A 21550-nucleotide genomic window follows, 5' to 3' on the forward strand; every position below is an offset into this window, starting at 1 on the left:
AACCAAATGAGGATCCAGCGTGAAGCTATCAAGCATCCACGTTAAATCCTTCGCTGTTAACGCCTCCAACATCTCAACTAAAACCATCGACGGTGACGAGCATTACGTCATTCGCGGCGTTGTGCCTGTCGTTGATGACGTGGTGATGAATGGTGGCCTGTACCCGGCGGAGGAAATTAACAGTAGCTATGGCAGCATCGAGGGGAAACTTACCCCACTGCCACACCCCAAAGTCGACGGCAAGTTTGTCAGCGCCAACGATGCCCGCGCGCTGAACAAGTTCCACGTTGGCGCATGGGCCCAGAACGTCACCAAATCCGGCGACAAGGTGGTGATGGACGTTTATGTGAATAAGCGCGTTGCCGACCAGTCGCCGGACGGTAAGCGCCTGATTGCTCGCCTCGACGATATGATCGCCGGGAACAGCGTCGAACCCATCCACGTTTCCACCGGCCTGCTGCTCAACAAAGAGAACAGCAAGGGAGAGTCAAAAGGCAAAAAGTACAGTTGGATAGCCCGCAACATGCGCTTTGACCATGTGGCCATCCTGCTGGACGAACCAGGTGCGGCTACACCAGCTGAAGGCGTTGGCATCTTTGTGAACGCTGACGGCGAGGAGGGGGCAGTAGAAGCGGCCAGCCTGACGGAAACCGCTAACAATATGAAAGACGGCCTGATCAACAAGGCGAAGTTCTTCCTGCACCATAACGGCGACGCATCGTTTGACGAGATTTATTCGATGCTGCGCGATGCCATCCGCTCAACAGCCGGCACCGACCTTTATCGCTACGTCACCAGCGTTTGGCCGGACAAGTTCATTTACGAGGAAGGGAAGCAGCTCTTCCAGCAAAAGTACCTCATTGACGATGGCGCGGTGACGCTGGTCGGTGAGCCTGTCGAAGTTATTCGCAAACCCACTGAATATGAAGTCAAAACCAACGGAGATAGTAACCCGATGAAAGAGAAGATGATCGCCGCGCTCAATGCCGCAGGCGTTAAAACCGAAGGGCTGACCGACGATCAGGTCTGGGATGCCTTTAACCAGCAGACGCTAAAGAAAGAAGGTGGCGGCGATCCGGCTGGTGCGCAGCAGGCTAATGCCGCTGCCATTACTGCCGCAGTCAATGCAGCCATTGCACCGCTCACTGATAAGTTGACCACGCTGGAAACTCAGCTTCAGGCGAACTCGGTGAACGAGCTGAAGCAGAAACGCGATGCGGTGAAACTGTCCATGAACATGAGCGACGAAGAAGTGGCTGACCTGCATGGTAAAGCTCTCGACCGTCTGTATGCCAACTGCCAGAAGTCCCACGGTCTTATTGGTGGGTTCCATCCCAATAGCCAGGCTCCCGATCAGTGGGCTGACTACGACCTTAACGCTGAAATGGAGAAAAAATAATGGTGGCACATGTCATTTATCGCGGCCCGGTCGAGCGTGAGCCGGAAACCATCAACCTGCCAGTGGCTGGTGCTTACCTGCCCGGTGTGGTGGTAAAGAAAAACACGACTGGCGGTGTGACTGTTGCTGCGGATGCTGCAGGCCGCCTGCTGATTTTGGGCAACCGCCGCTTCATTGGTCAGGACATCAACACCGCATACGCGGCGAACGAAACTGGCGTCCAGTATCGTGTTGAAGTTGATCAGGAATACAACGTGCGCCTGGCCGCAGCTGCTTACACCGTCGGCCAGGAGCTGACCGTTGGTGCTGGTGGCATCTTCAAAGCCGCAGTTGCTGGAGACATCGTTGTGGCTACCTTCGACGAAAAAGCAGGCCGCACTCTGGCCGCCGCTGGCTTCGCTGATGTTGTGATCGTTAACTCTTACGCTAAGCCGGCTTCGGCCTAAGGAATTACAGAATGCTGAAGTTTACTAAAGAGCAGCAGGCGCTGATCCTCAACGGTCGCCGCCGCTGGGAGCACTCCCACAACATGATGGCTGCGCAAAACGGCTTTGATGTGAACCATGCCAACGGCGCACTAATCGCTCACAACGAGCTGATGGGTAATGCCTCCACCCTGCCCAAGGATGTATGGGGTGAGTGGGACCGTTCGGCGATCACCGTGCAGCGCGATGTGCTGTCAGTGTTTAATGACCTGGCTGCATCCGTATCCCGCCCGATGCGCCTCGGAAAAATCATCCACTACTTCATGACCCTGTCTGATTCCGGTGATGTGAACATCAGCCTGGACGGTCGCGGGAAGGCGAAGGCGGATTCACCAGTAATGAACTATGAAGGCACGCCGCTGCCGATCATCGACTCAGAACTGAGTTTCGGCTGGCGTCAGATGCTGGCGGCACAGACTGAAGGCTACTCGTTGGACAGCGACGCGATCGGTAACCATCAGCGTAAAGTGGCTGAGAAGATGGAAGACATGGTGCTGAATGGCGACACAACCATTCGCGTCGGCGAGTCGACCATCTACGGCTTCCGCAACGCTCCTCAGCGCGCAACCGGGACGCATGGTTTTGATCTGGCCGCTGCCACCGGCGCACAGTGGGTGAGCGTTATCACAGCAGCCATTGCAGCGCTGCATGCGAAGAATTATTACGCCCCGGTAACGCTGTATGTGAACTACTCGGACTGGTTCTATGCATCCGTGACCGACTATGCAGCTAATTATCCGAAAACCATTCTGACACGCCTGATGGAGATCCCAGGTCTTGCTGGCATCGTTCCGGCTTCCAAGGTTCCAGCCAATGAAGTGCTGGGCGTTGTGAAACGTCCTGACGTTGTGCAGATCCTCAATGGTATGCCGCTAACCATCCGTCCGAAAGCGCGCATCAACCCTGAAGATGATTATATCTACAGCGTATTGGCCGCTGTGGCGCCGCAGTTCAAACACGATGATGAAGGTAACGCCGGTTACGTTCAGCTGACCAAAGCATAAGGGGCATCGGCCCCTCTTTTCTGGAGATTTACCATGTCAGACAAAAAGCAGAAATGGATCCTCACCCATGACAGCCACAAGCTGAAAAAGGGTGAAGTTTACGAAGGCACCACCCTCCCGGCTTGGCTGAACGGCAAGGCGACTCTGGTATCAGCTGATATTTTTGAAGTAGCCACGCCGGGTGGTGCTGATCTGGAAAAGCTCAACGCTGAGCTGGCAGCGCAAACTCAGCGCGCTGACGCGGCAGAGAAAGACCTCACTACGGCGCAACAGGCACATGTCGCAGCTCTCGAAGCAGAAACGAAACGCGCTGACGCGGCAGAAGCCGCACTGATTGAAGCAACCAAAAAAGGTAAATAGCGATGGCAGCCCAGATCACTCCAGCGGATGTTAAGTCATTGCTCACTGAGCTGGGCTATACCATCCCTGATGCTTTGCTTACGCCGATCCTGTGTAGCGTCAATAAAATCGATGACTGCCTCGATGGCGCTGGTTACGACGAGTGCACGCAGACGCTGATCAAACTGTATGCGGCGTCGCTGATGTCGGCATCTTCCGGGGCGCGGCGCATCAAATCGCAGGGCGCGCCATCCGGTGCTTCCCGGTCATTTGAATATGGCGAGGACAGCACCACTTGGCTGCGTAACTCGCTCTCCACGCTGGATACGTCAGGGTGCGCGTCTGGCCTGCCTATCAGCGCTGGATCCAGCATAGGTTTCTTCATGGTTGCTGGAGGTTGCTAATGTCGACATCAGCATCAGAACGCCTACCCCGGAAATTCCAGCGTGTGTGGGTGAAGACGGATAGCGGGAAGGAAACGACCGCTTACGTTAACGCAGCGGGTGAGTGGCGCATTAACTGCCCGCGCATTGCTGCTGAGAATCCCACTGTCGTTAGCTGGAGGGAATAGAGTGAGTTCACTTGCTGCGTGGAGTTACACCGCGCCGTGCACGATCTGGAAGCGGCTGCCAGACGCCTCGACAGAGTACGGCGATGAAGCGGTTTATGCCGAACCGATAGTTATCATGGCTGACTACCAGGGCGGCCTTTCTAAGCGCATCGGTAGCCTGGGTACAGAGCGCGTGGTTAAAAACACGTTCTGGACTGAGTTTGATCTGGCTGATGCCGGGGATTACATCCTGATTGGCGAATCGACTGCGCCGGATCCGCTGGCCGCTGGCGCTGACGAGGTGATGCAGGTCATCCGGTATGCTGACACCTTTGAGCGCATTGCTGACGATTTCGCGATAATTACGGGAGTCTGATATGGGCGTGAAAATTAAAGGTGTGCGTGAAGCCAAGCAGAACCTCAATCGTCTGGTGGATGATATTCAGGGGCGCAAGGCTGTGAGGGCGTTGCAAAGTGCGCTGATTATCGGTTCATCTCAGGCAGCGCTTTACACGCCTATCGACACCTCAACGTTAATCAATAGTCAGTTTCGCGAACTGGAAGTCAAAGGGACGCGGCTAACCGGGAGAGTGGGCTACTCAGCAAACTATGCGGTTTATGTTCATGATCCAGAGGTAACTCAGACATTCCGGCGAGCCACTGCTCAGAAAGAGTTCCTGACGAGAGGCTTCGAAGATACGCGCGAGTTGATCGACCGCACCATTAAAAAGGAGATGGCACTGTGACCCCTCCTATGCACAAGCGTGTGCTCAATTATTTCAATGATGCCGCTCTAACTACTGGATATCTCGCTCAACTTCTGGTGTGGAATGACACCGGAAAGCTCACCGATAACTTCATGATTTTCCGTCCTAATGGTGGCAGTGCTGTCCGCAACCAGCTTGGCGGTGATTATTACGTGATGGTCGATGTTATCGGTGCGAAAGGTGCCAATGGTGCGGTAGACGAGCGCGTACAGGCGATCATCGATTTCGTTCAGCAAAACCCAATGGTCGACGCCTGCGTTGGCTATCTGGAAAATCTCGGCGGCATTCCTGCCCCCGTTCAAACAACCGAGGGCCGCCTGGTCTATCGGCTTCAGTTTGTTGCCACCTTCGGCAGCTAAATAAACGTCAAAGAGGAATTACCCATGGCAGATTGCCAGAACAGCAACGAACGTTTGTTCGGTGGCGCCGTTGTGCTTGAAGTTGCCGATGGCTGTAGCGACACGCTGCCGCAGGAATCGGAATGGAAAGCACTGGCTGCCGGAACGAGCAAAGGGTGGGACTTCTCACCAAACACAGTCACATCGGATGCAGATGACGGTGGCGGCTTTGTTGAGAGCATTATCACCAACTCTGATTTCACTATCAGCTTTGAAGGTGAGGTGCGCAAGAAAGGCAAGCTGGACCAATACGGCGTAGGCCGATTCATCAAGTATTTCGCCGCAGAGCTGAAGGCCCGGCGCCAGCCAGGCATCTGGGTGCGCATGGAGTACGGTGAGGTCACTTTCCGTGGCTACATGGTGGTTACGGCGCTGAGTTCCGATGGCGGCACTAATGACATCGTGACGTTCACCACTGAGTTCAAGGTGGGTGATGCTACAACCATCGAGGTTCTGGATAGCGATGACACAGTGCCAGCTACAGGCGTCACTGTTACTCCTGCCACGACATCTCTGACCGTTGGTGCGACCCGCCAGTTGACCGGAACAGTGCTGCCGGCTGACGCAACAGATAAATCCGGCACCTGGACAACCTCTGACGCGACAAAAGCCACGGTCAGCTCTACCGGGTTGGTTACTGGTGTTGCAGCAGGAACAGCAACAATCACCTTCACCTCAACTGACGGTGCATTTACTGGCTCTACTGCGGCAACCATCACCGCATAACTGCCATTTCAGGGGCTTCCGCCTGGTGGCCCCGAAAATGTCTGTTACAGGATTAACCCATGACACCATACAAAGAAATCGGCGAGTGCCTGATTACTGCGGGAGAGGATGAGTATTTCTTCAGGCCATCATTCGCCGCCATGAGCCGTATTGGTGAGCCACAGGAGATTGTGCAGGCATTCCATGATGTCCATTACAACATCATTCAGAACGCCTACCAGGCTTACGGAATGATTCCGAAGTGGGTAATGGAGAAGGCTTCATCGCCAGATTATGTGAGAATCCCGGCTCTGGCCTCAATGGCGATACTTCAGGCTTGCTGCCAGACAGACCTGGGGAAATTAATTGGTGAAATAGTCCCAAGTAAGTCTGGAAAGTTTGGAAGAGGCGCATTCGTCTACCGAAAAGGGGTAATGCCACTGAGTGACATGATACTCATCGCCCAATCACTAATTACTCACGGCATCATCGGAAAAGCGAAGGTGCGGCAGCTTCAGCGCCACGAAAGCAACCAGGCTACATCTGAGTTCAACGCTTTCGAATATATCAGCGCAGCACGAAACCACTTCGGCATAAGCCGGGGTGAAGCTGAGCAGCTATCGATGACCGAGTTTCAAATGATGCTGGCAGCGAAATACCCCGATCAGAAGGGGTTCACTCGCGATGAATACGAGGCAGTGGCTGATGATTATCTGGCTAAAAAAGCGAGAAGGTTGGCGAAGGCTGCATAGCAGATCTTGCTGCTTTGTTGCTTCCCATTGCATCAGCTTCCCTTTAGGATTATCGCCATACTTATGAATGGGGATAGGGATATGAAGAAAGGTTTTTTTCTGCTGGTGATGACCATTTTTTTTCCGCAGATATCTTCGGCTGAACAACAATCAATGGACATGTTGAACCAGCTACATGAGGGGGTCTGCAAGGACCATCAGAAGCCGGAGCTTTGCAAAAGGATTGTTGGAATCATCATGAAGGGCGTAAAGCAAAATGACGATATCTATATTGAGTGCATGAAAAATAAACCATCTACTCCAGAAGATGCGATGTACTGCCAGAGCGCAAAAGACATCAGAGCAAAAATAGACTCGTACAACTGAATTAATAAAACATTAACAAACCTCGCTCCGGCGGGGTTTTTTTATGCCCGGAGATAAGCAATGGCAGGTGAGCAGCAGGTAGGAAATATCGTTTATGAAGTAGAAATGAACGTAGCCAAGCTTATCGAGTCACAGCAAAAAGTTAATGCTCGCCTCGATGACATGGAGGGGAAATTTGAGAAAACTGGAAAAGCAGTCTCTGGTACAGAGAGGTCATTCTCATCACTAACAAGAGTAGCTAGTGCTCTCACGGCTGCATTATCAGTGCAGCAGGTTGCGAACTATGCTGATGCATGGACCACGCTTAACAACAAACTGGCGAACTCCATCAGGACAGGGGAAAGCCTTGTTCAGGTGACGCAGCGCGTGTTTGATATTACGCAGTCTACCCGCTCAAGCCTTGACGCTACCGCATCGCTCTACGCTCGATTGGAGAGGGCTACCCGTGAGTACGGCACCAGCGCAGAAAACGTGGCGAAGCTCACCACGATCATCAACCAGGGGTTTGTCGTATCTGGCGCCACGGCGCAGGAAGCAGAGAACGCCATTATTCAGCTTTCACAAGGACTGGCGTCCGGCGCCCTTCGCGGAGAAGAGTTCAACTCTGTGAACGAGCAGGGCAACCGACTGATCGTAGCCCTGGCGGATTCCATGGGGGTTTCCATAGGTCAGATGCGTGCAATGGCTGCGCAGGGCAAGCTGACTACTGATGTCGTTGTTAATGGGCTGCTGGGCCAAGGCGATGTGATCGGCAAAGAGTTCGCCAACACCACACAAACTATCGGGCAGGCATTCCAGACAGCCGGGAACAACATCACGCAGTTCGTCGGTAGCTCGACAACTGTTAAAGCGGGCGTGGCAATCTTCAATGATGCCGTGGTTACCCTGAGCGAAAACCTTGATGTTGTATCAACTGTAATTTTGGCTGTGACTGCCGTGATGGGATCGCGTTACGTGGCGGCGCTTGTTCTTGCCACACAGAAACAGTTAGCTCTTGCAGCCAGTTCATACAGCGCAGCAACAGCGCAGGGGGCGTTAGCAGCTGCCTCATCTGGATTACGCGGAGCAATGGCTTTAGTAGGCGGGCCTGCGGGCGTGGCAACTCTTGCAGCAACAGCAATATTCTTTTTCTATCAGAAAGCGCAGCAGGCGAAACAGGAAGCCAATGACCTGGCAGATGGCGTTGGTGCACTGGTAGCAAAGTTCAAGGAAATGTCAGCGACAGAACTTGGCGCATCAATAGCCAGAATGCGTGAAAGCATGGGCAGCCTCAGCGATAGCGTCGATGACGCGCAGAAAGCATATGACAATGCTACATATCGGGTCAGCGACCTGCGAAAAGAAATTGATAACTGGGGCAAAGGCACTACCAGAGGAAGGCAGGCTGCTGACGCTCTATCTGGCGCCATGGATGATCAGTATATTGCCGCCGATGCACTTGAGAGGGCACAGAAAAGGCTCAGCCAGACACAAAGCGCTATAACTCTCGGTCAGGCACAGCTTACTACCGGCCTGAAAACAGGTATCGACCTGCTGAGTCGCGAATCAACAGCGGCAGGTGATGCCGCTGGAATGATGAATCATTTCGCTAAGTCGATAAATCTGGCGGCTGCTGCGAAAGAAAAATTCAACGCTTCCAGCCTGCAAATTCCCCGAAGCGAAAAAGCAGACGATTACAATAAAAGCCTTGAAGATGAAAACGCGCTACTGGCTATCACTGATAAGCGTCTCAGGGCTGTTACTAAAGCCAGAATGGAGGCTACAGCCAAAGGCGGAAACCAGAACCAGATCAATACTGCTGCAGAGCTTGCTGGGGCGCAATATGACCTCCAGAGAGCAGAGGAACAACGTAACGCGGCAGTGAAAGAAGGTACGTCCCTGAGCAATAAAGCAGCAACCCAGGCGGAGAGCGTTGCGCAGAAACTGGAAAATCTCAAAGAACAATCAGAGATGGCAGCAGACTCAACTCGGGAATTAAGTCGTGAGCAGGCTATTCTGGCGGCTCAGCAGTCTCTTGGTAATGCCGCGACTCAGGCTGACATTAAGCTTGCTGGACAGTATGCAGCAGCTAAATGGGATACAGGCAACGCAATTCGGGCGCAGGCCGCAGCGGAAAAGCTTCTCCCTGAAAGAAGAGAGAACGCCAGCTATCAACAAGACGTATCGGATCTTAATACAGCCTTGTCTGCGAAGAAAATCAGCCAGGAGCAGTACAACGCCACATCTGAACAACTCGAGCAGCAACACCAGATTAATCTTGCGAAGATTCGCTCAGAGCAAGCTGTGTCGCCTCAGTTGGCAGCGGCAGGAACAGTTGACCCGGTACAGGCTCTGGCGAATGAAAACGCTCAGAAATTAGCTCTTATTCAGCAGTTCGAGCAGCAGAAAGTGATAACGCAGCAGCAGTCTATCGCCCTGATGAATGCAGCGAACACCCAGTATGAGCAGGCTCGGATCAATGCTGCCTGGCAGATATGGGAAAACCAGAACACTGCTAACCAGCTTCTCGGTAGCGCTATCGACTCACTGCAAGGTGGTGCTACCAACGCAATCACTGGTCTTCTTAATGGTACTCAAAGCCTGAGTGAGGCGTTTGCCAACATCGGCTCCACAATCCTGAATAGCGTAGTGAGTGGCCTTGTTGAGATGGGCCTGCAGTACGTCAAAAACATGATTATGGGCCAAGTTGCTGCCACTGCCGCACTTGCATCCACTACAGCGCAAGCCACCGCCGCCGCTGCCGCATGGGCACCAGCCGCAATCAGCGCATCGATTGCAACGATGGGAGCTGCGTCGGCAACAGGCACCACTGCCTACAGCACTGCGTTGGTTGCTTCGAAAGGCCTGGCAATAGCAGGGGCACGTAAAGATGGCGGCCCGGTCAGCGCTGGTAGCATGTACCAGGTAGGCGAGGGCGGAAAGCCGGAAATCTATCAGGCGAGCACTGGCAAGCAGTACATGATTCCCGGTGACAACGGCAAGGTGATCAGCAATAAGGACATGATGGGTGGTTCAGAAAGTGGTGGCGGGGTTGTTATGAATGTGGCGTTCCACGTCCAAACCACGAACGGCATTGACGAAGCAACGCAGAAGCAGATGGCGCAGATGATGCAGACTGTGGCGATCCGTACCATCAAAGACCAGCAGCGGCCAAACGGCTTACTCCGCAAGTAACAGGAAAACCCCATGCCAGAAACATTTACATGGAGTCCTCAAAAAGGCTACACGATTAGCCGTGCGCCGAATGTGGCCGTCGTTAAGCTCGGTGACGGCTACGAGCAGCGGCAGGTTAAAGGAATCAACCCACTGATGGACAGCTACCCACTGACGTTTATCGGTGTTGATGGGCTGTGCGGCAGGACTAACTTTGCGAAGGAAGCAGAAGCGTTCCTGAAGGCACGGATGGCTGTCGAGTCGTTTTACTGGACGCCATCTGATACCGGAGTGCAGGCGCTCTTTGTTTGTCGGTCATGGCAGGGAAAGAAAACAGGTGGCCAGTACGAGCTGACCGCCACTTTTGAGCAGGTGCCACGATGAGAGACATACCAGCAGAACTAATCATCGACAGCGTTGATGCCGGAGTTGGCGCGATGCTTGACCTTTTCGAAGTCGACCTGCAGTCGTTCGGTGGTGATGTAATCCGGTTTCATGGCGGCACCAACGGCTATTACGGGAACGTTATCTGGAAGGGTTTGGCTTACTCGGCATATCCGATATCGGTAGAGGGCTTCGAAACCAAATCAGAGGGAACTTATTCGCGACCGACGATGAAGGTAGCGAACATTACCGGGCTGATTACCGGAATAAACAGCGATTTTGATGATGCTCTTGGTGCGGTGATTACGCGGCGGCAGGTTCCTGTTAAGTACCTCGATGTCGTTAACTTCCCCGGTGGCAATCCGGATGCGGATCCGACGATGGAGGCTGTTTCCCGGTACGTCATTGAAGAGATGACGGAAGAGACATTCGAAACCGTCACCTATAGCCTGGCAACTCCTGTTGACTGCGATAACGCTATCATCCCGGCCAGAACCATCCTCGCTGATGTTTGTCAGTGGATTTACAGGGGAGAAGGTTGTGGCTATGACGGCCCCCCGGTAGCTGACGAAAAAGATGTTCCCACCAGTGACCCGACAAAGGACAAATGCTCAAAGCACACATCCGGATGCCGGAAACGTTACCCGAAGCCGTCAGCGATGCCGTATGGCGGATTCCCCGGATCTGCGAAGGTCTCATGATGATTGACGATGAGTGTCTGGAGTATGCCGCCACCTCCTCTGACGAGGTCTGTGGGCTGATTATCGATGGTAATACGCTTGTGCGCTGCCGGAATATTCACCCGGATCCGGGGCTGCACTTTCGAATAAGTGATGATGACTGGTTATCAGCAGAAGCGGCGGGAGAAATCACCGCCGTTTTTCATTCTCACCCTATGCCAAAGCTGGCGTTATCCGGTGCTGACCGTCAGGCGCAACTGGCTACCGGGGTTGAGTGGTGGTTGGTCAGTGATGGAGAACTTCGAAAATTCCGGCCTGTACCTCACCTGCTGGGCCGCACATTCAGCCACGGGTTCATGGACTGCTACACCCTGTTCCGTGACGCCTATCACCTGTGCGGTATTGACCTGCCGGATTTTGAACGCACTAACGGGTGGTGGCTGCGTGGCGAGAACCTGTATCTGAAAAACATGGCTGCTAACGGCTTCCATGAAGTAAGCATGTCTGACATCCAGCCCGGTGACGTGATTATCCGGCGGGCATTCGCTGAAACTGACCCGTGCCACGCGATGATTTACCTCGGTGATAACACCATTCTGCATCATGAAACGCATGGCCGGCTAAGCCGTCGCGAAGTCTTACGGCCCGCTTACCTGCGCCTGACCCACTCTGTCTGGAGGCATGAACAATGCTCATCTTTAGATTTGCGGGGAATCTCAGACGACATTTCCGCCAGATCGCTTTAAACGTCGAAACCCCCGCACAGGGGCTTCGCTTGCTACTCGCACAGCTTCCTGAGTTCAAGCGTGATTTTTACAAATCCCGGATCCGCATGCGCATTGATGGCGCTGATGTTTCTGCCGACACTCTCGGGTTTCACATGGACAGACACCTGAAGGACGGTGCGACCGTTCTCTTTGTGCCGATTGTTGAGGGTGCTGCGCTCTCAGCTGCAGCAGTGATGTGGGTAATGGTGGCAATCACCGTGGCATCAGTCGCTTATTCGCTCTACATGACGTCGAACATGAAGACAAAAAACTCAGCTGATGCAGCTCAATCCAACTCGATAACTAACAACTCTTTCACCAGCGCAGAGAACCGTGTTGGGCAGGGGCGACCTGTACCGTTGTTGCTGGGTGAAATGGTCGTTGGTTCGAATGTTGGCTCGCTGGGTATCGACACAACGAACAATAAAAACTGGAATATTTCCATAAGTTAAGGTGAATCATGGGTTCAGGTGGCGGCGGCGGTAGCACTCCTACTCTTATTAACGACAACCTCAATTCTAAGCAGTTTTACAAAGTCCTCGACATCATCTCAGACGGTCCAATTTATGGGCCTGTAGACCAGCGCCACCTCTCTTCATTTCGTGTAAACAAGACCCCTGTAACAAGCGCGTCAGGCACCGTGAATATCCCCGGGGTCAGCGTTGCATGGCGTCCCGGTTCTGCTGACCAGTTACCCATTACCGGATTCGCTGCGATTGAGGCAACGGTGATCATAAACACCGATGTCACGCAGGCAACTCCCCTGGTGCGCACGGTCACTGATAGCGATGTTACCCGGGTTCGCTTCAACCTTGGCGTTAATGCGCTGGTTCAGCAAGACACGAAAGGGAACCAGGAGAACACCAGTGTCACGATGGTCATAGAGACCCGCACTGGAAATAATGCATTCCAGATTGCGCAGACGGTCACCATAAGAGGGAAAATCTCCGGCGAATATCTCGAAGCGCACGTTATCAATGCGCCGCAGACAAAGCCATTCGATATCCGCGTTCGCCGCATCACACCCGACAGCACAAGCGACTTGCTGAATAACGGCACTGTGTGGAACAGCTACACGGAAATCACAGACGACAATCTGTCATACCCATTCACGGCTGTGTGTGGAGCGGTCATAGACCGTGACCAGTACACCGACACCCCGAACCGCACCTATCATCTGCGCGGCATCATTGTTGACGTGCCGGATAATTACAACCCGCTAACGCGGACCTACACCGGAATATGGACGGGTGGATTTAAATCAGCCTGGACAAATAACCCGGCGTGGATTTTCCGTGCCCTGGTAAAAAACACACGCTACGGGCTGGCACGCAGGGCGGGATATATCGATGTCGATGACGGCAGCCTTTATGTGCTGTCGCAGTTTTGTGATCAGGAAGTTGACGACGGGTATGGCGGCAAAGAGCCACGCTTCACGCTAAACGCCTATATCACTGAGCAGAAGAGTGCCCGTGAGTTGCTGGACGATATCGCCGGGATGTTTCGGGGTATCGCTCTGTGGGATGGCATGCGCTTTTCCATCATGATTGACAGGCCGCAAGACCCGGTTGCAGCGGTAACCAACGCTAGCGTAGTGGATGGACTGTTTACGTATAGCTCTATGAAGCGCTCAGAGCGATTTAACGCCGTGGTCGTATCATGGACTGACCCGAACAACGGCTGGGAGCAGGTGAAGGAGTATTACTCAGATGACGCGATGATCGGTCGCTATGAGTATAACGAAACCACGATTGAGGCATTCGGCTGTACATCTCGTGGTCAGGCACTTCGCACCGCAAAATGGCTGGTAGAGAGCGCCAAGCTTGAAGATAAAAAGGTCACATTTAAGATGGCAAGGGACGCTATAGCATTTCTGCCAGGCGACATTATTGAGGTAATGGATAACAACCATGCTGCCACGCGACTTGGTGGCCGGATAATCTCTCACGCTGGTGCTGTTATCAATGTAGATGCCGATGTGTCTGAGCTTGTTGGTTCAGGTGACAAGATGTCGATCATGGGCGCAAACGGTAAGTTTGAGAAGCACGATATTGTCAGTGTGTCCGGCGCAATCATCACATTGAAATCTGTGCCTGCCTGGGTGAAGGACGGCACGGTATTCGTCATCTCAACAGGGGAGGTCAGCACTCGCCTGTGGCGAATCATGGCCGTGTCGGAAGATGATAATAACTCGCTGTATAGCATCTCTGCGACACTGCATAACCCCAACAAGCAGGCGATTGTTGATGAGGGAGCCGTGTTCGAAACGCCATCTGACACGCTGAATGGCTACCGGGTTCCGAACATTGAGAACCTGAAAATCATCAACACGAACAGCGAGACGGTACAAGTTACAGCAACGTGGGAAACGGCGACAACAACGAAAAAGTTGATGTTTGAGCTGTACGTGTACACGACAGAAGGAGCGCTGGTCGCACAGTACGAAACAGACCAGTTCCGCTATGAGTTTTACGGGCTGGATGCTGGCGATTACACACTGGGTGTGCGTGGGCGTAATGAGAACGGGATGAAGGGCGCAGAAACCCAGGTCAGCCTTGTTATAGGTGCACCATCAGCACCGACTTATGTGCAGTGGATTGCTGGCCTGTTCTCTGCGGTCATTGTCCCTGTGATGTCTGTAACGGCGACAACTGATACCAGCTATGAATTCTGGTGGGCTGGAGAGACGCCAGTTACCGGGATTGATGACGTGGAGGATACAACGCAATTCCTGGGTCGTGGAACGCAGTGGAGCGTCCAGGGGCTGAAAGCAGATACCACGTATTACATGTACGTTCGTACCAAAAACGCATTTGGCGTTTCTCCGTTCGTTGAGGTTTCCGGCGAGGCTTCTGCTGATATCCCTGGCATGATTGACCTCATTGATGAGGCTATTCGCGACTCTGAAGCATTTGAACGCCTCGATGGGAAAATTGATACAAACATCAATGGACTGCTGGAACTTGCATCTGCAGTTAACGCCTCGGTGGATCATCAGTGGAAACAGTACGGAACAGTGCGCGCAGATATCCTCATTGTTAAAACCACTGTCGCTGATGCAGCTAAGGCGATGGCTGAACTTTCCACACGGATTCAGGCTCAGTTTGATGACGTCACCGCCTCAGTAAATGAAAAGCTCACTGCCACGGTAAAATCAGATGGAACTGCATCAGCATTCTATGATGTCGGACTGCAAATAGAGCGTAACGGGGTTTATTACAAAAGCGGAATGTCGATGGGTATTGAACCAGACGGCAGTTCGTATAAATCCACAATTGCTTTTAATGCTGATCAACTTGGAATTTACACAGGAAATGAGGCTAACGGGTATCAACTGGTATTCGCAACCATAAACGGGCAAGCATTCCTTGATACAGTTTTCATTAAAGACGGCTCAATTGATAATCTGAAAATTGGTCAGTACATCCAGTCAGATAATTTTGTTACAGGCGTTTCAGGATGGCGACTGGATAAGGGCGGAACTCTTGAACGTAATGCTTCAAATGGAGCTGGTCGCACCTGGGATAATGGCATTGAACGACGCGTATATGATGCCAATGGCACACTGCGCATCAGAGACGGCATCTGGGACGAGTAAGGGGAAATTATGCCAGCTGGTTTGCAGTGCTGGGATGCTAATGGGAAACTGATTGTAGATATCGGAGACTATAATCTTTTGCTCTTCTCAACAACTTCAGTTACTTTTCCTCAAAATGGAACTGTAATCACAGTACCTTATTCAGGTGTCACGGCAGAAGGTTTTTTTGCTGCGATAGTCGCTCCTGGTGACTGGGCTAATAATTATTACGTGGAAAGCCTTGTAACCCGAACTTATAACGGTGGGTTTAGAGTGATAAACACAGCTGGTGACATGTCTCGCGTTGTCCTAAATATTAATATTTATAGGTTTATATGAGTGGGTATCAGATATTCAATGACAAGGGTGCCTTGGTGATAAGCTCTGATTATGTCGGTGTTAGATATTTAGACTCAACCATACTGCAGATAGAATCAAACACTAAAGGCTCAGCAGCATTCATTACGTCTATCGGTCGTGGTGAGGATATGTACCTCACGCGTAATGTACCTATACCAAATTTTAATCTTCAGTGGTTCAGGTTTAATGAAGGTGGTCAGGCAATGTTCTCGGCAGGAACAGGCCCTTACATATCTCCGGGAGCCGGGATTATAGTAAGAGCCAATACAAAGGTACCTATTGTATCGGGCTATAGGAATGTTTATAGCAGCAAAGGCGAGCTGGTCTGGTCCGCTGTTTCTGCTGCGCTTACACCAAGGGTTATTGGTTTTTTTGACATACCAGCTGGAATTGATATCGACAACGGGAGGGTGTACTCGCAGAACATAGGTACTGGGAGGTTCATTCTTTCCAGTATGTCTCCGGGTAACATATCTGCTGGCGATGGTGAAGCGTCACCGGCTGCATGGTCTGGTTTATTGTTCAGATTTTCTGGTGGGGTGCTAAGCACAACATGGGTGACTAAGTATCAAAATTCTTGGGCTGGGACACTGAAGCCATATGGACTAAGAATACCATATGCTATATTCCCAAACCTCAATTAAATAAAAAGATCTGTTCGATACAAGACGTGATTTGCCGTGATGGGTTAACAAGGGTAGATTGCAATAAGTATAGGGAGGTTATGATGAATTTTTTTATTACAGTGGCTTTGTCATTATTACTACTGGGCTGCTCTCAGCAAAACCGCAACGTGACTTATCCAGAACAAGCCAACATGCTGCGCATTGGTGGCACAGTAACTATCATCTACAACATTAACTCGCAGGGAATGGCTGAAGATGTGCGCGTACTTAAGGCTGACCCATCCGGCGTGTTTGAAAAATCACTGCTGAATGATGCACGCGGTTGGCGATTCGATAAAGGCAAGCCGCTATGTGATCAAACATTAACCGTACATTACGGCCAAAAATAAATAACCGCTTCGGCGGTTTTTTTTCGTCTGGAGAAAATTATGCCAGCAGGCACTATTGCACTAACGAACAACTCAAGCGCCGCAACCGGAACAGGAACATCTTTCGATACTGAGCTAAACGCCGGAGATTTTCTCTCTGCTGTCGTTGGGCAGGTGCGTTATACGCTCGGGATTAAATCTGTAGACTCCGCCACCGGAATAACCCTCATCCGCCCATTCAATGGCCCGTCAACTTCTGGACTGGCTTGGACGCCTATCCCGCGAGACGTGCTTGTTGATACCACCGCTCAGATTGCAGCAGACCAGGGGTTAGTCATTCGTGGCTTTTTGCTGGATAAAGCCAACTGGCAACAGGTGTTTAGCGACGAAGACGACATCACTGTTACGCTGCCGGACGGAAGTCAGTTCCAGGGCCCAAGCTGGCGCAAAATCTCCGAACTGCTCGCAACGCTGGACGTCGGCAGCATTACTGAGATTGCAGCTCAAATTCATGCTGATGCGGAACAGGTCGCATCTGATAGTTCTATCGCAGAGAGCGCAAAGACCGATGCTGTTTATGCTAACGAGAATGCGCAACAAGCAAAGACAGATGCTCAGGCTGCAAACACATCGGCCCAACAAGCAAAGGCGGACGCAACTACACAAGCTGAGATAGCCACGACCGAGGCTGACAGAGCAAAAGCGGAAGCAGACCGGGCTGCGGCATCGAACCCTGATAACTCACTGCTGAAAAGCCAGAATCTTTCTGACCTTCCTGATAAATCCGTGTCTCGTAATAACTTGGATGTGTACTCAAGGGCGGAGGTAGACGGTAAAGGCGGGGGCTATGTTGGCCGGGTGTTCTGGCACCCTCTGCGTACATCCGTGCCGGGCGGGAACTCCCCAGGCGATGGTCAGATGGTCAACAGAACGGGTACCTACGCGTCCGTGTGGGCTGAGTGTGCAGCAGGGCGGCTACCAGTCGTCACTGATGCGGTGTGGCTTGCTGATCCGACCAAACGCGGGTGCTACTCAAGTGGTGATGGCTCAACAACATTTCGCTTCCCCGACTACAACGGCGTTCAGTCTGGCTCAATCCCAGCTCCTGTAATGCGTGGTGACGGCGGCTTGACGGACGGGACAATTCAACAGAACGCCGCACCAGCAATCCGAGGCAGTGTTGGCGGATATTGGCGGGCAATTACTGCACCTGATGGTGCTTTTGCTGCGAGTGCCCCGGTTAGTAGCAACACCGCAGGCACAGCAACATCGACTTACACTGATACTAACTTTGATGCCGGTCGTTCAAGCCTTGCTTATGGCCGCGATGGCGCACTTGAAGTTCGCGGTAACAGCATTGTCGGGTGCTGGGTTATTCAGTTTGCCGGGGTTGCAAATAACTCAGGCAGCATTGACGCGCTAGCTCTGGCAACACACATCGAGCAAGTATCGCAGTCAGTTACTGCCGTGAGCAATAGAATAGGCTACGCGCTAGTGACTGCAACTGACCTTGCGTTGGGGTCGCGTACATCCTTTGCCAATCCCTTTGGTAACACAACCCCGGTAATCCTCGTTGCTGAGTTTTATCACCAGACGTTGGGGGTATGGGTGAGCACTGGTCTGGGTTGGAATACGGGCAACGGCAACAGCTACGGAATAGCTGCTTACCAGAACATGTCAGCAGGTTTGGTGCTATGTATCGGCTCCGCAGGGTATGCTGCCAATACTGCTGCGTTTCCCTTTTCAAGCAGCACTCTATCCATTAACTACACAACGCCGGGTCCAATAAGGGTCCACGTTTGGAAGGTAACGCAATGATAATCTACGTATCAACACACGACTACCGCTCGTATGGCTTCAGCCCAGACCTGTGGGAGGGGGCCGTGATCCCGGTAGAAGTGCCTGAGGAGTTTAGCGGCGGGAATATGACCTATGATCCGGGGGCAGACACCTGGATCGTGGATGTGCCCGCGAAGTGGGACTACGTAGGCGAAGCTAATTCTAAAAAACAGGAGCTGACTGCACTATTCTGGTCAGAAACTGAAAACTGGCGCTTAGACTTGCAGCTGGGCGACATCAGCGAAGCGGACTCCGACAGCCTGAAATTGTGGGTGGCATGGCGCAAAGCCGTTGAGGCTATCGACACGTCTACAGCATCAGAAGAAACCCCAGTCGAGTTCCCTGCACCGCCTGCAAGCTAAATTTCCCGCCAGATCATTGCCCTGACAATTTTCCCCGCATGGCACGGTTGATCATTATTGTTAGCTGATCAAATAATACTGTATATCCAAACAGTTCTAGGGGTGAGTAGTGGGCAGACGAGATGACATACCGGCGGCGTTCCGTGCGAGCATTAAAATTGAGTCAAGCGGGCGGCGAACAGTAGCCACCGCTGACTTTATCGTAGCGTTAGCGCGGGTTAACTACGAATGGACGCTGAAAGAGGCTAACCAGTGGATAGAGCACTATCAGAGCACGTTCCGTGATATTTCCACTGAAGAAGGTGAGCGCCGAACGTTCCAGTTGTTTAATCCGAATAACGGAGGTTACTGATGGGCTTTCCATCCCCAGCTGCTGATTACGTTGAAGATCGGTTTTGCCTGAATAGGGCATTCGTTCCACACCCGTCAGCGACATCGCTTGTTGATTTCGGTGGCATTACATATGTCATTGATGCTGCGCTTACTCCCCGTGATGGAGATACGCTGTGTTATGAGATGTTCGGGGAACTGGCGATCGGTAAAATGATGGGTGGGTGCATAATCACGCCCGAAGGTGAAGCAATTGAAGGCGAGGCGCTGAGTGAAGTGATCGTGATCGGGAAGGTCGTACTGACGATAACGCCGCTTTACGATTTTAACGGCCCTGCAATATAAGGTGCATGCTGGTCATTAACATTGAGTTTTGCTTACCCCCGGTTACGTCATGTTCTTTCGCGTGCGGGTCTAACAGTGTAAGATGCCGCTCATATTACAGATGGGTGTAACGTGGGTGCATTACAAGAAGTGTCCATAGGTGTGTCCATTCTGAAGAAATCAACGATTCAACATGCGAAAAAATTCATATAAATGAAGCACATAAGAAACTTTTCTATCATCGCCCACATCGACCATGGCAAATCAACGCTTTCTGACCGTCTGATCCAGATTTGTGGTGGATTGTCTGAACGTGAAATGGCTGCGCAGGTTCTGGATTCTATGGATTTGGAACGCGAGCGCGGTATTACCATTAAAGCGCAAAGCGTTACCCTCGATTACCATTCGCCAGATGGTAAAACTTACCAGCTCAATTTTATCGACACCCCAGGTCACGTAGACTTCTCGTATGAAGTTTCACGCTCTCTGGCCGCCTGCGAAGGTGCATTGCTGGTGGTAGATGCCGGGCAAGGCGTAGAAGCCCAGACCCTGGCAAACTGCTACACCGCAATGGAAATGGAACTGGAAGTCGTACCTGTATTGAATAAGATCGATTTACCTGCTGCCGATCCCGATCGTGTTGCCCAGGAAATTGAAGACATCGTCGGCATTGATGCCACCGATGCCGTGCGCTGCTCGGCAAAAACGGGTATTGGTGTGCCTGACGTGCTTGAACGTCTGGTCCGTGATATCCCGCCACCACAGGGTGACCCGGATGGCCCGCTGCAGGCGTTGATTATTGACTCCTGGTTCGACAACTACCTTGGCGTCGTCTCTCTGGTGCGTATTAAAAACGGCACCATGCGCAAAGGCGAAAAAATTAAGGTGATGAGCACCGGTCAGACGTACAATGCTGACCGTCTGGGCATCTTCACCCCGAAACGCGTTGATACCGATGTCCTGAACTGCGGCGAAGTCGGCTGGTTGGTCTGTGCGATCAAAGACATCCTCGGCGCACCAGTAGGGGATACCCTGACGCTGGCTCGTCACCCGGCAGACAAAGCACTGCCTGGTTTCAAAAAGGTTAAACCTCAGGTTTATGCCGGTCTGTTCCCGATCAGCTCTGATGATTATGAAGCCTTCCGCGATGCGCTCGGTAAACTGAGCCTGAACGATGCGTCTCTGTTCTATGAACCAGAAAGCTCTACCGCGCTGGGCTTTGGTTTCCGCTGTGGCTTCCTTGGTTTGCTGCACATGGAGATCATCCAGGAACGTCTGGAGCGTGAATACGACCTTGAGCTGATCACTACCGCGCCGACGGTGGTTTATGAAGTCGTCACAACGGACAATCAGACCATTTACGTTGATAGCCCGGGCAAACTGCCACCGCTGAACAACATCGAAGAATTGCGTGAGCCGATTGCAGAGTGTCATATGCTGTTGCCGCAGGAGTTCCTCGGTAACGTGATCACGCTGTGTATTGAGAAGCGTGGCGTGCAGACCAACATGGTTTACCACGGTAATCAGGTTGCGCTGACGTATGAAATTCCGATGGCGGAAGTGGTGCTCGATTTCTTCGACCGTCTGAAATCCACCTCTCGCGGTTATGCGTCACTGGATTACAACTTCAAACGTTTCCAGGCATCGAACATGGTGCGCGTAGATGTGTTGATCAACTCCGAGCGCGTGGATGCGCTGGCGCTGATTACGCACAATGATAACGCGCCGTACCGTGGCCGTGATCTGGTTGAGAAGATGAAAGAATTAATCCCGCGTCAGCAGTTTGATATTGCGATTCAGGCGGCGATTGGTAACCACATTATCGCCCGTTCTACGGTTAAACAGTTGCGCAAAAACGTCCTTGCCAAATGTTATGGCGGTGACGTCAGCCGTAAGAAAAAGCTGCTGCAGAAACAGAAAGACGGTAAGAAACGCATGAAACAGGTCGGTAACGTTGAGTTACCGCAGGAAGCGTTCCTTGCCATCCTCCACGTGGGTAAAGACAGTAAATAAGC

Annotated in this window: 25 protein-coding genes; all 25 read left to right on the forward strand. The window is 52.2% G+C overall.

Going from position 1 to position 21550, the window contains the following annotated elements:
* The first annotated feature begins 19 nt into the window (after nt 1–19).
* The 25 genes from FVB43_RS20830 to lepA all read left to right on the forward strand — a co-directional run bounded on the left by FVB43_RS20830 (nt 20) and on the right by lepA (nt 21548).
* A complete protein-coding gene (locus FVB43_RS20830) occupies nt 20–1399 on the forward strand; it encodes a DUF2213 domain-containing protein (RefSeq protein ID WP_167864679.1) in 1380 nt (459 codons plus the stop codon).
* A complete protein-coding gene (locus tag FVB43_RS20835; RefSeq protein WP_242462173.1) occupies nt 1399–1845 on the forward strand; it encodes a hypothetical protein in 447 nt (148 codons plus the stop codon). The genes FVB43_RS20830 and FVB43_RS20835 overlap by 1 nt, the downstream gene beginning before the upstream one ends.
* A gap of 11 nt (nt 1846–1856) precedes the next feature.
* Nucleotides 1857–2888, forward strand: a complete 1032-nt coding sequence (locus FVB43_RS20840) for a major capsid protein (protein WP_167864680.1) — start codon at nt 1857–1859, stop codon at nt 2886–2888.
* A gap of 33 nt (nt 2889–2921) precedes the next feature.
* The gene (locus FVB43_RS20845) at nt 2922–3248 is read left to right on the forward strand and encodes a hypothetical protein (RefSeq protein ID WP_167864341.1); all 327 of its coding nucleotides are present in this window, start codon (nt 2922–2924) and stop codon (nt 3246–3248) included.
* 2 nt (nt 3249–3250) lie between these two features.
* Entirely contained in the window at nt 3251–3631 is a 381-nt protein-coding gene (locus FVB43_RS20850) for a DUF7370 family protein (RefSeq protein ID WP_167864681.1), read from the forward strand.
* 168 nt (nt 3632–3799) lie between these two features.
* Nucleotides 3800–4153 (forward strand): hypothetical protein, encoded by a 354-nt coding sequence (locus FVB43_RS20860; RefSeq protein WP_167864683.1) that lies wholly within the window; start codon nt 3800–3802, stop codon nt 4151–4153.
* Nucleotide 4154: 1 nt separating this feature from the next.
* A complete protein-coding gene (locus tag FVB43_RS20865) occupies nt 4155–4523 on the forward strand; it encodes an HK97 gp10 family phage protein (protein ID WP_167864684.1) in 369 nt (122 codons plus the stop codon).
* Nucleotides 4520–4903, forward strand: a complete 384-nt coding sequence (locus tag FVB43_RS20870) for a phage tail termination protein (protein ID WP_167864685.1) — start codon at nt 4520–4522, stop codon at nt 4901–4903. The genes FVB43_RS20865 and FVB43_RS20870 overlap by 4 nt, the downstream gene beginning before the upstream one ends.
* Before the next feature lie 24 nt (nt 4904–4927).
* Complete coding sequence (locus FVB43_RS20875) at nt 4928–5668, forward strand: Ig-like domain-containing protein (protein ID WP_167864686.1); 741 nt, start codon at nt 4928–4930, stop codon at nt 5666–5668.
* 59 nt (nt 5669–5727) lie between these two features.
* Entirely contained in the window at nt 5728–6399 is a 672-nt protein-coding gene (locus tag FVB43_RS20880) for a DUF6246 family protein (RefSeq protein ID WP_167864687.1), read from the forward strand.
* A gap of 81 nt (nt 6400–6480) precedes the next feature.
* The gene (locus tag FVB43_RS20885; protein ID WP_167864688.1) at nt 6481–6765 is read left to right on the forward strand and encodes a hypothetical protein; all 285 of its coding nucleotides are present in this window, start codon (nt 6481–6483) and stop codon (nt 6763–6765) included.
* 60 nt (nt 6766–6825) lie between these two features.
* Complete coding sequence (locus FVB43_RS20890; protein WP_167864689.1) at nt 6826–9939, forward strand: tape measure protein; 3114 nt, start codon at nt 6826–6828, stop codon at nt 9937–9939.
* Between the two features lie 12 nt (nt 9940–9951).
* A complete protein-coding gene (locus FVB43_RS20895) occupies nt 9952–10302 on the forward strand; it encodes a phage tail protein (protein ID WP_167864690.1) in 351 nt (116 codons plus the stop codon).
* Nucleotides 10299–11003 (forward strand): phage minor tail protein L, encoded by a 705-nt coding sequence (locus FVB43_RS20900; RefSeq protein ID WP_167864691.1) that lies wholly within the window; start codon nt 10299–10301, stop codon nt 11001–11003. Before FVB43_RS20895 ends, FVB43_RS20900 begins: the two co-directional genes overlap by 4 nt.
* Nucleotides 11000–11728: a C40 family peptidase gene (locus tag FVB43_RS20905; protein WP_167864692.1), complete on the forward strand. Its 729-nt coding sequence runs from the start codon at nt 11000–11002 to the stop codon at nt 11726–11728. Before FVB43_RS20900 ends, FVB43_RS20905 begins: the two co-directional genes overlap by 4 nt.
* Nucleotides 11671–12201, forward strand: a complete 531-nt coding sequence (locus tag FVB43_RS20910) for a tail assembly protein (RefSeq protein WP_167864693.1) — start codon at nt 11671–11673, stop codon at nt 12199–12201. Before FVB43_RS20905 ends, FVB43_RS20910 begins: the two co-directional genes overlap by 58 nt.
* 8 nt (nt 12202–12209) lie before the next feature.
* Complete coding sequence (locus tag FVB43_RS20915; protein WP_167864694.1) at nt 12210–15347, forward strand: TipJ family phage tail tip protein; 3138 nt, start codon at nt 12210–12212, stop codon at nt 15345–15347.
* A gap of 9 nt (nt 15348–15356) precedes the next feature.
* A complete protein-coding gene (locus FVB43_RS20920) occupies nt 15357–15665 on the forward strand; it encodes a hypothetical protein (protein ID WP_167864695.1) in 309 nt (102 codons plus the stop codon).
* Between the two features lie 35 nt (nt 15666–15700).
* Complete coding sequence (locus tag FVB43_RS20925; protein ID WP_167864696.1) at nt 15701–16330, forward strand: hypothetical protein; 630 nt, start codon at nt 15701–15703, stop codon at nt 16328–16330.
* An 80-nt stretch (nt 16331–16410) separates the two neighbouring features.
* A complete protein-coding gene (locus FVB43_RS20930; protein ID WP_167864697.1) occupies nt 16411–16701 on the forward strand; it encodes an energy transducer TonB in 291 nt (96 codons plus the stop codon).
* A 39-nt stretch (nt 16702–16740) separates the two neighbouring features.
* Nucleotides 16741–18498: a hypothetical protein gene (locus FVB43_RS20935; protein WP_167864698.1), complete on the forward strand. Its 1758-nt coding sequence runs from the start codon at nt 16741–16743 to the stop codon at nt 18496–18498.
* Nucleotides 18495–18881, forward strand: a complete 387-nt coding sequence (locus FVB43_RS20940) for a tail fiber assembly protein (RefSeq protein WP_167864699.1) — start codon at nt 18495–18497, stop codon at nt 18879–18881. Before FVB43_RS20935 ends, FVB43_RS20940 begins: the two co-directional genes overlap by 4 nt.
* Nucleotides 18882–18990: 109 nt before the next feature.
* Nucleotides 18991–19233 carry a DNA polymerase V gene (locus FVB43_RS20945; protein ID WP_167864700.1) on the forward strand — a complete coding sequence of 81 codons (243 nt, stop codon included), beginning with the start codon at nt 18991–18993 and terminating at the stop codon, nt 19231–19233.
* Nucleotides 19233–19556, forward strand: a complete 324-nt coding sequence (locus FVB43_RS20950) for a S24/S26 family peptidase (protein ID WP_167864701.1) — start codon at nt 19233–19235, stop codon at nt 19554–19556. The genes FVB43_RS20945 and FVB43_RS20950 overlap by 1 nt, the downstream gene beginning before the upstream one ends.
* 192 nt (nt 19557–19748) lie before the next feature.
* On the forward strand, nt 19749–21548 hold the full coding sequence (lepA, locus tag FVB43_RS20955; RefSeq protein ID WP_133845832.1) for a translation elongation factor 4: 1800 nt from the start codon (nt 19749–19751) through the stop codon (nt 21546–21548).
* The last annotated feature ends 2 nt before the right edge of the window (nt 21549–21550 follow it).

The sequence above is a fragment of the Erwinia rhapontici genome, from assembly GCF_012271765.1.
GTDB classification, from domain to species: Bacteria; Pseudomonadota; Gammaproteobacteria; order Enterobacterales; family Enterobacteriaceae; genus Erwinia; species Erwinia rhapontici.

Excerpts from the sequence above, each read along its gene's own strand:
- FVB43_RS20835 (WP_242462173.1), top strand. The coding sequence starts at position 1,399 with ATGGTGGCACATGTCATTTATCGCGGCCCGGTCGAGCGTGAGCCGGAA.
- FVB43_RS20840 (WP_167864680.1), top strand. The coding sequence starts at position 1,857 with ATGCTGAAGTTTACTAAAGAGCAGCAGGCGCTGATCCTCAACGGTCGC.
- FVB43_RS20845 (WP_167864341.1), top strand. The coding sequence starts at position 2,922 with ATGTCAGACAAAAAGCAGAAATGGATCCTCACCCATGACAGCCACAAG.
- FVB43_RS20850 (WP_167864681.1), top strand. The coding sequence starts at position 3,251 with ATGGCAGCCCAGATCACTCCAGCGGATGTTAAGTCATTGCTCACTGAG.
- FVB43_RS20865 (WP_167864684.1), top strand. The coding sequence starts at position 4,155 with ATGGGCGTGAAAATTAAAGGTGTGCGTGAAGCCAAGCAGAACCTCAAT.
- FVB43_RS20875 (WP_167864686.1), top strand. The coding sequence starts at position 4,928 with ATGGCAGATTGCCAGAACAGCAACGAACGTTTGTTCGGTGGCGCCGTT.
- FVB43_RS20880 (WP_167864687.1), top strand. The coding sequence starts at position 5,728 with ATGACACCATACAAAGAAATCGGCGAGTGCCTGATTACTGCGGGAGAG.
- FVB43_RS20885 (WP_167864688.1), top strand. The coding sequence starts at position 6,481 with ATGAAGAAAGGTTTTTTTCTGCTGGTGATGACCATTTTTTTTCCGCAG.
- FVB43_RS20890 (WP_167864689.1), top strand. The coding sequence starts at position 6,826 with ATGGCAGGTGAGCAGCAGGTAGGAAATATCGTTTATGAAGTAGAAATG.
- FVB43_RS20895 (WP_167864690.1), top strand. The coding sequence starts at position 9,952 with ATGCCAGAAACATTTACATGGAGTCCTCAAAAAGGCTACACGATTAGC.
- FVB43_RS20900 (WP_167864691.1), top strand. The coding sequence starts at position 10,299 with ATGAGAGACATACCAGCAGAACTAATCATCGACAGCGTTGATGCCGGA.
- FVB43_RS20905 (WP_167864692.1), top strand. The coding sequence starts at position 11,000 with ATGATGATTGACGATGAGTGTCTGGAGTATGCCGCCACCTCCTCTGAC.
- FVB43_RS20910 (WP_167864693.1), top strand. The coding sequence starts at position 11,671 with ATGCTCATCTTTAGATTTGCGGGGAATCTCAGACGACATTTCCGCCAG.
- FVB43_RS20915 (WP_167864694.1), top strand. The coding sequence starts at position 12,210 with ATGGGTTCAGGTGGCGGCGGCGGTAGCACTCCTACTCTTATTAACGAC.
- FVB43_RS20920 (WP_167864695.1), top strand. The coding sequence starts at position 15,357 with ATGCCAGCTGGTTTGCAGTGCTGGGATGCTAATGGGAAACTGATTGTA.
- FVB43_RS20930 (WP_167864697.1), top strand. The coding sequence starts at position 16,411 with ATGATGAATTTTTTTATTACAGTGGCTTTGTCATTATTACTACTGGGC.
- FVB43_RS20935 (WP_167864698.1), top strand. The coding sequence starts at position 16,741 with ATGCCAGCAGGCACTATTGCACTAACGAACAACTCAAGCGCCGCAACC.
- FVB43_RS20940 (WP_167864699.1), top strand. The coding sequence starts at position 18,495 with ATGATAATCTACGTATCAACACACGACTACCGCTCGTATGGCTTCAGC.
- FVB43_RS20950 (WP_167864701.1), top strand. The coding sequence starts at position 19,233 with ATGGGCTTTCCATCCCCAGCTGCTGATTACGTTGAAGATCGGTTTTGC.
- lepA (WP_133845832.1), top strand. The coding sequence starts at position 19,749 with ATGAAGCACATAAGAAACTTTTCTATCATCGCCCACATCGACCATGGC.